The following is a 12,281-nucleotide window of genomic DNA, read 5'->3' on the forward strand; positions in this document are numbered from 1 at the left end:
AATAAGCACCATAAAAAGTAAAACGAAAGGACTCGTTATGACGCAAAATTCTGATTTTGATGCGACTCACATTGATTTTGATACTATTCTAAATAGCATTCCTAGTATTAATATGGGCGCACGCTCAGCAAATGCACCGCTTACCCAAAGCTATGATAAAGGTCCTGATGTGCCGCTCATTGAAGCGACTATCGGTGACTTTTTTGATGCTATTGTATCCAAATATCCAGAGCGCGAAGCCTTGGTTTCTCGCCATCAAAATATTCGCTGGACCTACCGAGAATTGCAACAGCAAGTCAATCAGTTAGCGAGTGCCATGATTGAAATGGGGCTGGAAATCGGTGATCGCATCGGTATCTGGTCACACAATAATGCTGAATGGCTGCTCATGCAATTAGCAACGGCAAAAGCCGGTATTATCCTTGTCAATATCAATCCTGCCTATCGTACCTTTGAGCTGCAATATGCCTTGAATAAATTGGGCTGTTCAGCGCTTGTACTCATGCGCCATTTCAAAACCAGCGATTACGCCAGTCTCATCAGTGAACTGTGTCCTGAGATTTATCATAAAGACTACACCCAGCTTGATTTGGTCGAGATTCCAACGATTGAGCGTATCATTTGGATTGATGAGCCATCATCTGAAGAAACCTTTGGCTTTATGCAGAAATTCTCTGCATGGATGGCGGAAGGCGATGCTAACGATCCACGGGTTGCAGAGCGCCAAGCCCAACTCAAAAACACCGATGCTATCAATGTTCAGTTCACCAGTGGCACGACTGGTACGCCAAAAGGTGCAACATTAAGCCATCGTAATATTCTTAACAACGGTTACTTCATCGGTGAGGCTATGAATCTCACAGAAGAGGACAGACTCTGTATTCCAGTGCCACTCTACCATTGTTTCGGTATGGTGCTTGGTAACTTAGCTATTCTCACGCATGGTGGTTGTATCGTTTATCCGAACGATGGTTTTGAGCCATTGACTGTGTTGCAAGCCGTCGAAGAAGAAAAATGTACGGGTTTGCACGGTGTGCCAACGATGTTTATCGCTGAGCTTGACCATCCAGAGTTTAAAAACTTTGATTTATCGACTTTGCGTACTGGCATCATGGCGGGCTCTAGTTGTCCGATCGAAGTCATGCGCCGCGTCATCGACGAGATGCATATGAGTGAAGTCACCATTGCATATGGCATGACAGAGACCAGTCCAGTGTCTTGCCAGACCAATGAGCACACGCCACTTGATAAACAAGTCTCAACCGTTGGTTTAGTACAGCCTGCGCTTGAAGTCAAAGTCATCAATACTGAAACCGGTGAGACTGTCGCATTGGGCGAGACCGGTGAGTTACTGACACGTGGTTATTCAGTGATGAAAGGCTATTGGGGCAGTCGCTTCAAAACCCGCGCAGCCATCCAAGACGGTTGGATGCATACGGGTGATTTGGCTACGATGGATGAAGACGGTTATGTCAAAATCGTTGGTCGTAGTAAAGACATGGTGATTCGTGGCGGTGAGAATATTTATCCGGTCGAAATCGAAAACTATCTCTATCGTCATCCGAAGATTCGAGATGTGCAAATCGTCGGTATTCCTGATAAAAAGTATGGTGAAGTACTCGCGGCGTGGATTATTCCTAAAGAAGCAGACAGCTTGACGGAAGAAGACGTTCGCGAGTTCTGTAGCGAGCATATTGCCCATTATAAAGTACCGACTTATTATCGTTTCGTGACTGAATATCCAATGACCATCACTGGAAAAATTCAGAAATATAAAATTATTGAGCAGATGATAGAAGAGCTGAGTCTATAGAAATTTGACCACTCTTATCTGTTATTTTATGAGTAAGATATATGAGTAAAAGCTAAAATAAAGCATAAAATAAAAAAGCCACTCGCATTTACGCATTAAAGAAAAGGGATGTCATGAGCGCTATCATAACCAGTAAACTGAGTCCGAACGCCGCTGAATTTCAGCAAAACAGTGCCGCAATGCAAGCGGTGGTCGATGACCTATATGGCCACTTACGTAAAGTCGTGCAAGGCGGTTCAGAGCGTGCACGTGCCAAGCATTTAGCCCGTGGCAAACTCTTGCCTCGTGAGCGTGTTGAGCGTTTGCTCGATGTGGGTACGCCATTTTTAGAAGTGGCACCGATGGCCGCGCACGATATGTATGGCGAAGAGATTCCAGCGGCAGGCGTGATTGCGGGTATCGGTCGTATCAATGGCATTGAGTGTATGATTGTCTGTAATGATGCCACGGTAAAGGGTGGCACTTACTACCCAATGACGGTCAAAAAACATCTGCGTGCACAAGAAATCGCGCAAGAAAACAATTTGCCTTGTGTTTATTTGGTGGATTCAGGCGGGGCTAACTTACCCAATCAAGATGATGTGTTCCCCGATAAAGAACACTTTGGTCGCATCTTCTTTAATCAGGCCAATATGAGTGCCGCCGGTATTCCACAGATTGCCGTGGTCATGGGCAGCTGTACGGCTGGCGGGGCTTATGTGCCAGCGATGAGTGATGAGTCGATCATCGTGAAAGACCAAGGTACTATCTTTTTGGGTGGTCCTCCACTGGTAAAAGCGGCGACAGGTGAAGAGGTCACGGCGGAAGACTTGGGCGGCGGCGATGTGCATACTCGTCTGTCGGGGGTCGTCGACCACTTAGCACAGAGCGATACCCATGCATTGTCGATTGCGCGTAACATCGTTAGCCATCTAAATCGTCCTGCGAAGCAAGTGCCCAATCAAATCAAACCGCGTCCACCACGCTATGATGCCAAAGAGTTATATGGCGTCATTCCAACCGATAAGCGCAAGCCATTTGATATCAAAGAAATCATTGCTCGTATCGTCGATGACAGTGCTTTTGATGAATTTAAATCACGATTTGGCACGACGCTGGTTTGCGGATTCGCTCATATCGAAGGGATGCCAGTCGGTATCATCGCCAACAACGGTATCTTATTTAGTGAGTCAGCGCAAAAAGGCACGCACTTCATTGAGCTGTGCTGTAAACGCAAAATTCCATTAGTATTTTTACAAAATATCACAGGCTTTATGGTCGGGCGTAAGTACGAAAATGAAGGCATTGCCCGTCACGGTGCCAAAATGGTTATGGCAGTAGCCAATGCAAAAGTACCGAAATTTACGGTCATCGTCGGTGGTTCGTTTGGTGCTGGTAACTACGGCATGTGCGGCCGCGCTTATAGCCCGCGTTTCTTATGGATGTGGCCAAATGCCCGCATCTCTGTGATGGGCGGCGAGCAAGCAGCATCGGTACTGGCAACAGTTAAGCGTGACAATTTTGACCGTAAAGGTGAGACATGGAGTGAGGAAGACGAAGCGGCATTTAAAGCACCGATTCGTGAGATGTATGAAAAGCAAGGTCACCCATATTATGCCACCGCACGTTTATGGGATGATGGCGTGATTGACCCTGCTGATACCCGTCATGTATTAGCATTAGGGTTAAGCGCTGCGTATAACGCGCCGATCGAAGAGACGACGTTTGGTATTTTTAGAATGTAATCATCCTAAGGTCTGCCTAAATAATGAGATATCAAATATAGAGAAAGTTATGCAAAAAGACAGTGATAAAAATTATAAAAGCCTATTGGTTAAAGTGGAACAACACGTTGCTACGGTGACCTTAAATCGCCCTGAGATACGTAATGCTTTCAATGATGAAATGATTAATGAGCTAACCGATGCATTCAATACATTTGGTGCTGATGATGAGGTACGTGTCATTGTGCTAGCCGCTGCTGGCAAGGCATTTTGTGCGGGTGCTGATTTGAATTGGATGCGTGCCATGGCAGATTATAGCTACGAGGAAAACTTAGCAGACGCGGACAAATTAGCGCAAATGCTCAAAACTATTTACGAGTGCCCAAAGCCAACAGTCGCGGCTATTCAAGGTGATGTTTATGCAGGCGGCATGGGCTTAGTAGCCGTCTGTGATGTGGCCATCGCTGTCAAAATTGCAAACTTCTGCCTAAGTGAAGTGCGTTTGGGCTTAGCCCCTGCAACGATTAGCCCTTATGTCATCCGAGCGCTAGGCGCTAGAGCATCGCAGCGTTACTTCTTAAGTGCTGAAGTATTTGATGCTAAAAAGGCACGGCAGCTTGGCTTTATCCATGAGCGTGTTAGCGAAGAGTGGCTGGCTGATGAGGTCGCTATATTTTGTAGCAAAGTCGTCAAAAACAGCCCTGATGCAGTCAAAACTTGCAAGCAGCTATTACACGATGTCGCTGATGCTCCCATCACTGATAAGCTGATTGCCGATACGGTAAAAGGCATCGCTGATATTCGCTCATCAGAGCAAGGCAAAGAGGGCGTGCAGGCATTTTTGCAAAAGCGTAAACCTGATTGGCTAACAGCAGACTAACGACATAAATGAGTAAATAAACAAGACCTCAAATAAAAACGACAAGAAACAGGGATAGTTATGTTTTCTAAAATTCTAATTGCCAACCGTGGTGAAATTGCCTGCCGAGTAGCCGCGACTGCCAAGCGTCTGGGTGTCAGCACCGTCGCTGTTTATTCTGATGCGGATCGTGAAGCTAAGCATGTGGCTGTCTGTGATGAGGCTATCTATTTGGGCGGCTCGGCACCGAAAGACAGCTATCTAAAAGGTGACGCGATTATCGCGATAGCGCTTGAGACTGGCGCACAAGCGATTCATCCGGGTTATGGGTTTTTAAGTGAAAATGCAGATTTTGCGCAAGCCTGTCAGGATGTAGGACTGATATTTATCGGTCCATCAGCTGATGCTATCCGCGCCATGGGTGGCAAATCTGAATCCAAGCGATTGATGGAGATAGCGGGCGTACCACTGATACCGGGATATCATGGTGACAATCAAGACGCCACATTCTTACAACAGCAAGCCGATAGTATTGGCTATCCAGTGCTGATTAAAGCCAGTGCAGGTGGTGGCGGTAAAGGCATGCGTATCGTAGAGCAAAGTAGCGACTTTGTGGATTTATTAGACTCATGTCGCCGTGAAGCCATTACTAGCTTCGGTGATGATAAAGTGTTGGTTGAAAAATACGCCTTAAAACCGCGCCATATCGAAATCCAAGTATTTGGTGATACGCATGGCAACTATGTGCATTTGTTTGAGCGTGATTGTTCCGTACAGCGCCGTCACCAAAAAGTATTAGAAGAAGCGCCTGCACCGGGTGTTGATATTGCGATGCGTGAGGCGATGGGCACCGCTGCCATCGAAGCGGCTCGTGCGGTCGACTATGTTGGCGCAGGTACGGTTGAGTTCATCGTTGAGCAGCGCGAAGACGCTATGAATTTTTATTTCATGGAGATGAATACGCGGTTGCAGGTTGAGCATCCAGTCAGCGAAGCGATTACTGGTGTTGATTTGGTCGAATGGCAGCTGTTGGTTGCGGCAGGTCAACCATTGCCAAAAACCCAAGCCGATCTAACTATCAACGGTCATGCAATTGAGGCGCGTATCTGTGCCGAAAACCCTGACAATAGCTTCTTGCCCGCGACCGGTACATTATTTACGTATCAAAAACCTGAACACAGCACCTTTATGATTGATAAAGATGGTACTGGCGTACGTATCGATGATGGCGTGCGCGAAGGTGATGTTATTAGCCCATTTTATGACTCTATGATTGCCAAGCTCATCGTTCATGCACCAACGCGAGAGCAGGCATTAGCCAAGCTTGATCGAGCACTTGCGCAAACGCGTATCGTGGGTTTACCGAATAACGCGGCATTTTTACGTTATATCTTAAATACAGAATCTTTTAGCCAAGCCAATCTCGATACTGCTCTGATTGAACATGAGCGTGATGCGATTTTTAATCAGCAGCCTTTGGCATTATCGACGCTAGTTGTGACCGCTATTACTCGTCAGCTTGCGAGCGAGATAGCGATGCAAGAGTCAGATATCGATCCATTTAGCAAACCTACCGGCTTCCGTGCTTATAGTGATTATACTCGCTCATTCAGCTTGGTTTATGATGAGAGTGCTTATACTGCCCGCATGAGCAACTGGCACAATGCGAATTGTTCAGACAGCAAAAAAGGCAGCGATAACCTCAGTAGCTTTACGCTCGTTATCGAAAAAGAAGTCGCTAACACGCAGGATAATAGCAATATCAATGTCGCTGCTCAGACTGAAACGGTTTATGAAGGTCATGTGAGCTATGCCAGTAGCGACGAGCACAATCATACGCTATGGTTAGATGGTGCACGTACTAGCGCGCAAAGCTGGGTACTTAATGAGACCGTCTATGTGTTCACAGACAGTGGTCGTGACGAGATTACGCTGATTGATATCATGGCACACGTGGGTGAAGAGTCCGCAGCGGTTGGTAGTTTAAAATCACCGATGCCAGGACAGGTTGTTGCCTTTAAAGTGGCGGTTGGCGATACTGTGAAAAAAGGCGAACCGTTAGCGGTCATCGAAGCCATGAAGATTGAGCATACTATTACTGCACCGACAGATGGGGTAGTGGCAGAATTGCTATTTGCAGCAGGTGATTTGGTTGCTGATGGTGACGAGTTATTACGCATTGATGCTGGCGAAAATACTGAGAGCGAATAGCTGACATAGCTTAATAATAGGTAAGTAAAAATAAGGACGACAAGCATGAGCCATTCGTATCCAGAGCACGTCAGAATCGTTGATGTCAGCCCGCGTGATGGACTACAAAACGAGTCAACGACGGTACCGACTGAGGTTAAGCAAGCACTTATCAATGATTTGATTGCGGCAGGTGTCAAAAAGCTAGAAGCAACAAGCTTTGTCTCGCCAAAGTGGGTGCCACAGATGGGCGATAATAGCGCGCTACTTGAGGCGCTAGCGCCGACACGACAGACAGATATTTGCTATTCAGTGCTAGTGCCCAATATGCGCGGTTTTGAAAACGCCATTTTGCACCGTCCTGATGAAATCGTTATTTTTGGCTCAGCCAGTGAGACCTTTAGTCAAAAGAATATCAACTGTAGTATTGATGAGAGTATCGAGCGTTTTGCACCAGTGGCAGCGGCTGCAAAGGCGCAAGGCATCAAAGTACGAGGCGTTATCTCTTGTACGGTTGGCTGTCCTTATGAAGGCGACATTGACCCAAGCCAAGTAGCGTATGTGACCAAGCGCTTGGTTGAGATTGGTGCTGAGCAGATTGGTATTGCCGATACCATTGGTGTTGGTACGCCGCTCAAGGTACAGCGCGCGTTACAAGCCGCATTAGAATATGCTGATATCTCTATGCTATCAGGTCATTTTCACGATACTTACGGTCAAGCATTGAGCAATACGCTAGCCGCACTACAAATGGGTGTTAGCGAGTTTGATACCTCAGTGGCTGGACTGGGCGGCTGTCCTTATGCCAAAGGCGCAACGGGCAATGTTGCGACTGAAGATGTGGTGTATATGCTGCATGGTATGGGTATCAGCACTGGTATCGATTTAGATAAATTGGTCATGGCAGGTGAGCGTATCAGTGCGTTCTTAAAGCGTCCAAATGGCTCAAACGTGGCACGTGCCATCATCAATAAACGCCAGTCTTAAATTTTGGCTTTAAAAAACAAATTAGAACTTAAACGTTAAAAATATCAGAATATCAAAACACAAGGAATAGTTATGAGTTTACCTGGATTGAATTTTCAACTTGGCGAAGATATTGATGCATTACGCGATATGGTACAGCAGTTTGCAACCAATGAAATCGCCCCACGTGCTGCCGAGATTGATAGCAGCGATGAATTCCCAATGGATCTATGGCAAAAGATGGGTGATATCGGTCTGCATGGCATTACCGTTCCTGAAGAATACGGCGGCTCTAACATGGGCTACGTCGCACACATGGTCGCGATGGAAGAAATCAGCCGTGCTTCGGCATCGGTCGCGCTAAGCTATGGTGCGCATTCGAACCTATGTATCAACCAAATCAAACGTAATGGCTCTGAGGCACAAAAACAAAAATATTTACCAAAACTGGTCAGCGGTGAGTTCATCGGTGCATTGGCTATGAGTGAGACAGGCGCTGGCTCAGACGTCGTTAGTATGAAGCTAAAAGCTGAAGAGAAAGACGGTAGCTATGTGTTGAATGGTAGCAAAATGTGGATTACCAATGGTCCCGATGCTGACGTGATGGTGGTTTATGCTAAGACCAATCCAGAGCTAGGCGCGAAAGGTATGACTGCCTTTATCGTTGAAAAAGGCATGGAAGGTTTTGGTACGGCACAAAAGCTCGATAAGCTTGGCATGCGTGGTAGCCATACGGGTGAGATGACCTTTAATAATGTGACCGTGCCAAGTGAAAATATCTTGGGCGGTCTCAATGAAGGCGTTAAGGTATTGATGAGCGGGCTGGATTACGAGCGTGCAGTATTAGCTGCAGGTCCTATCGGCATCATGCAAGCCGTGATGGACAATGTCGTGCCTTATATCCATGATCGTAAGCAGTTTGGTCAAGCGATTGGAGAGTTTCAGCTTATTCAAGGCAAAGTCGCAGACATGTATACGATACTGCAAGCAGGTCGCAGTTTCTTGTACACTGTCGGCAAAAATCTCGATATGTTGGACGCGCGCGGTGCTGGTCATAGTCGCGAAGTACGTAAAGATTGTGCTAGTGTGATTTTATGGTGTGCCGAAAAAGCCACTTGGATGGCAGGCGAAGGCATTCAAATCTTTGGTGGTAATGGCTACACCAATGAGTATCCACTTGGTCGCTACTGGCGTGATGCCAAGCTATATGAGATTGGCGCGGGCACTAGTGAGATTCGTCGTATGCTTATCGGTCGTGAGCTATTTAATGAGACTAAATAGTATAAAAATATAATACTATCATCAGCGACTTTCTAAATTTGGCATAACCAGACTAGCTTAGGACAATGGCTGGTTAATAACGAACAATTGTGCTAAGGTATATTTTATTTTTTGATTGACAATAATCGATTAATAGAGTTGCTTCTTAGCCTTTTTTATTCGCCATATTTATAAGATATCGTCTATGCTGCTGACTATTACCACACCTAAAACACGCTTCAAGATAAATCTGCGATTAACTATTATTTCTGTGCTGACAAAAGCGCTATTTCTACTGAGTGTATTTGCGGTACACTCAGCAAATGCTGAGTTAGCAGACGTGTCACCATCGCAACCCGTCATTCAGTTTTCAACTTCTGATGCGAAGTGGGTACATCAACCAAGGTTCGATAGTCGTCACATTCGCAACTTAGAGGGTAATTGTGATCCGGAAGAACCTTGCAAACTCAAACGTGCGGAAATGAAATTTTTATTAATTGTAAATCAGGAAGGTAAAGTTGCAAATATTACCGTATTGAAGAGTAGTGGCTCCGATAAAATTGATAGTGAGTTTATGAGAGAGTTACGCCGCAGTCTTTTGAAACCATTTAGAAAAGATAGTAAGACAGTAGTAGGCAAAGTAACCGTTCCAATAATATTTGAGTATTACTAAAGCTTAAACAATACTAAAAAGCAGTACGCCTTACACGTACTGCTTTTTTTATTTTCAATGTAAAAGTATCTATTGAGTATTACGACTGCTTGGTATGATCAAAATATCGTGCCAAGCCATTCAACAATAAGTCATCACGCAAACGTACTGGTCGATTAACATGCTGAGAAATAATAGCTGCATCACCACCCGTCATGATAACTTCAAAGTTGGGATGGCGATGGCTAATCTCATTGATGGCACCGACGATAGAGAGCAAGATACCGCGATGTACCGCATCTTGTGTGGTCATGCCTTGACCAACACTATCAAAGGTGCCATTGGATATGGTAATTTGCTTAGTGCCTGAAAATAGTGATTCACGTTGCAGATAAATACTAGGGAAAATATAACCGCCCAAATGCTCAGCATGATCAATCAAGTCAATGGTCACTGCTGTGCCACAGCCAATCACGCATTGACGTTTTTTCTTATCCACGGCGCCCAGCATCTGTAGCCAACGATCACAGCCGAGCTGTTCGTCATTATAAGCACTCTTCATCAAAGCATGCGCGGCATCGACATGGACAAACTCAAACGGAATATTCAGACGACCTAACGTCTCTGACACTTTAATATTCAAATCGTCGCCCAGCACCGATGAGATACCAATGAAATCAGGCGCATAACGCTCGAAGCGATCGGTCAAACCCATCAGTAGTTCGGCAGGCGCTTGCAAATGTTGCTTGGCATCATGCGCGACTATTTGTCCGATATCATCGGTGAGCCAGTATTTTAGGCGGGTGTTGCCAAGATCTAACCAGAGCATAAAAATCCCTTTATATCGTGCCCATTGGGTCTTTGATTTAAGCCTTATCAATAACGTCGATGCGTCCGGTAAAAAGCGCAGAAATCTTACCGCTATCTTGACGCAATTGCAAACATCCATGTGTATCAAGACCACAAGCATAACCTGTGATGCTATCTGTTTTACCGTTATGCTCTTGAGTAACGTGCAAGCGTAATCCTGCCAGTGCGTCCATCGAATCAAACTGTTTTAAAAAGCTGTCCAAATTATAGCTTTGACCAGTGGGTTTCTCTAATCCTAGGTGCTCAAAGCGTGTCATCGCGGCTAGCAGGGCTTTACTCATTTGTTGGTAAAGTATTTTTAGGCTTGGTAGGCTCACAATATCTGTCTCTGGTTTTAGCCTCTCATAAATATCCTGTAGGCTAATCGCCTCATAACTCATGCCTTCGCAGGTTTGCGCAGTGAGTTTGGGCGTTGCCTGTACATTAAGTCCTACGCCCATCACTACGCCGACCAATTTGCCCGTTTGGGTAACAGGCTCTATTAAAATACCCGCAAGTTTATTAAAGGGTAGGGTCTGCGCTGCCAGTTTAGGCTCATTTGACATTGAGTCAGATGGTGGTTGATAAAAGCCCAAATCGTTTGCCCACTTCACGCCGATGGGCGTCAATCCTTGCGCGCGTAATTGCTCATTTAATATTTGAATAACGGGCATTTTTGCCAGTTCAACGCCAATAATTAACGACAATAAACCGCTAATCGGCAGATGAACAGGATGATATAACGACAGATAGACATTGCCGCGCGGTGATTGCCACGAGCGCCCGTGCTGCCCACGACCTGCACTTTGGGTTTCAGCGGTCAGTAGATGCATCTGCGCAGCATTTAACGTGCCATGTTGTACATCTGCTATTAGCTCGCTATTGGTAGAGGCACTGCTGACAAGGTGGCGATGGTTCAGCTGTGGTAAATGATGAAGCTCTAATGAGTCGTCAGAAAAATTGGACAATGGCGGCATAAGTTTCGTCGATGTGGTTAATATAGCGTGGATAATCTTTGTTATACTGGGCGATTGTCATGAGATTGTCGCGATTAGACAGTATCAAATAAACAGCATAAAGGTCGGATTATGATTTAGCAAATGCGATAGGCAAGTGATTATAAAACTAAAGAATTTTTATAAAAATAAGTGTGATAAAAGGCTGATTCGATGATGTTATATGTATGGTTTGTGATTGCAGGGGCATTTGCGGGTGTCAGTGCAGGTCTATTTGGCGTTGGCGGCGGCATGATTATCGTACCAGCATTGGTATGGATTTTTACCGCTTATGATTTTTCACCAGAAGTGGTGACCCATTTGGCGATTGGTACATCACTGGCGACCATCGTTGTGACTTCGATCAGCTCAATGACTGCGCACAATAAGCGCGGCGGCGTGCGTTGGGAAGTGTGGCGCAAAATGGCACTCGGCTTGGTCATCGGTAGTTTGGTGGGAGCAGGTATCGCTGATATGATTGATGGAAAAGTATTGCAAGCCATCATCGGTGTCGGCGCGTTATTGGTTGCTTTAAAAATGCTGTTTTTGTCCAATAAAGAGCAGCTGGGTAAACCGCTACCGTCAACTGGCGTACAGTTCGGCGCGGGTACAGGGATTGGCATGGCGTCGTCTATTTTTGGTATTGGCGGTGGCAGCTTAACCGTACCGTTTTTAAATTGGGCGGGGTTACCGATGAAGCAGTCGGTCGGCACGTCTGCCGCTTGTGGATTGCCGATTGCATTGGCTGGTGCGGCAGGGTTTGCATGGTTCGGGCAAGATGTGGTCAACCTACCTGAGGGCACGATAGGCTTTGTGCATATTACGGGTTTTTTATGTATTTCCGTCGCTAGCTTTGCGATGGCAAAAGTCGGTGCCAAGCTTGCGCACCAGTTGCCTGCACTAACGCTCAAGCGTGCTTTTGGGGTGTTGTTATTATTTGCTGGTGGGCAGCTGTTGTTAAGTGGGATTGGGGTGATTTAGTTTTGGTTTAGGA

General features: G+C 45.9%; 10 protein-coding genes. 8 read left to right on the forward strand and 2 right to left on the reverse strand.

Annotated elements, in window-relative coordinates; genetic code table 11:
- Positions 1-37 precede the first annotated feature (37 nt).
- The 7 genes from JMW64_RS02485 (at position 38) to JMW64_RS02515 (ending at position 9,464) form a co-directional block, all read left to right on the forward strand.
- Positions 38-1,813, forward strand: a complete 1,776-nt coding sequence (locus tag JMW64_RS02485; RefSeq protein WP_201552754.1) for an AMP-binding protein — start codon at positions 38-40, stop codon at positions 1,811-1,813.
- Between the two features lie 113 nt (positions 1,814-1,926).
- Positions 1,927-3,537 (forward strand): carboxyl transferase domain-containing protein, encoded by a 1,611-nt coding sequence (locus JMW64_RS02490; RefSeq protein ID WP_201552756.1) that lies wholly within the window; start codon positions 1,927-1,929, stop codon positions 3,535-3,537.
- A gap of 49 nt (positions 3,538-3,586) precedes the next feature.
- On the forward strand, positions 3,587-4,396 hold the full coding sequence (locus tag JMW64_RS02495) for an enoyl-CoA hydratase/isomerase family protein (RefSeq protein ID WP_201552758.1): 810 nt from the start codon (positions 3,587-3,589) through the stop codon (positions 4,394-4,396).
- A gap of 60 nt (positions 4,397-4,456) precedes the next feature.
- Positions 4,457-6,586, forward strand: a complete 2,130-nt coding sequence (locus JMW64_RS02500; protein ID WP_201552760.1) for an acetyl/propionyl/methylcrotonyl-CoA carboxylase subunit alpha — start codon at positions 4,457-4,459, stop codon at positions 6,584-6,586.
- Between the two features lie 45 nt (positions 6,587-6,631).
- Positions 6,632-7,552: a hydroxymethylglutaryl-CoA lyase gene (locus JMW64_RS02505; protein ID WP_201552762.1), complete on the forward strand. Its 921-nt coding sequence runs from the start codon at positions 6,632-6,634 to the stop codon at positions 7,550-7,552.
- Positions 7,553-7,624: 72 nt separating this feature from the next.
- Positions 7,625-8,812: an isovaleryl-CoA dehydrogenase gene (locus tag JMW64_RS02510; protein ID WP_201501964.1), complete on the forward strand. Its 1,188-nt coding sequence runs from the start codon at positions 7,625-7,627 to the stop codon at positions 8,810-8,812.
- Between the two features lie 184 nt (positions 8,813-8,996).
- Positions 8,997-9,464 carry an energy transducer TonB gene (locus tag JMW64_RS02515; protein WP_201552772.1) on the forward strand — a complete coding sequence of 156 codons (468 nt, stop codon included), beginning with the start codon at positions 8,997-8,999 and terminating at the stop codon, positions 9,462-9,464.
- Between the two features lie 79 nt (positions 9,465-9,543).
- Here JMW64_RS02515 and JMW64_RS02520 read toward each other — a convergent pair whose 3' ends face one another.
- Both JMW64_RS02520 and JMW64_RS02525 read right to left on the reverse strand, forming a co-directional pair.
- On the reverse strand, positions 9,544-10,272 hold the full coding sequence (locus JMW64_RS02520; protein ID WP_201539803.1) for a pantothenate kinase: 729 nt from the start codon (positions 10,270-10,272) through the stop codon (positions 9,544-9,546).
- A gap of 37 nt (positions 10,273-10,309) precedes the next feature.
- Positions 10,310-11,269, reverse strand: a complete 960-nt coding sequence (locus JMW64_RS02525; RefSeq protein WP_201552774.1) for a biotin--[acetyl-CoA-carboxylase] ligase — start codon at positions 11,267-11,269, stop codon at positions 10,310-10,312.
- A gap of 195 nt (positions 11,270-11,464) precedes the next feature.
- Here JMW64_RS02525 and JMW64_RS02530 point away from each other — a divergent pair, with 195 nt between their 5' ends.
- On the forward strand, positions 11,465-12,268 hold the full coding sequence (locus tag JMW64_RS02530; RefSeq protein ID WP_060492142.1) for a sulfite exporter TauE/SafE family protein: 804 nt from the start codon (positions 11,465-11,467) through the stop codon (positions 12,266-12,268).
- Positions 12,269-12,281: the final 13 nt, after the last annotated feature.

It is taken from the genome of Psychrobacter immobilis (genome assembly GCF_904846065.1).
Lineage (GTDB): Bacteria > Pseudomonadota > Gammaproteobacteria > Pseudomonadales > Moraxellaceae > Psychrobacter > Psychrobacter immobilis_H.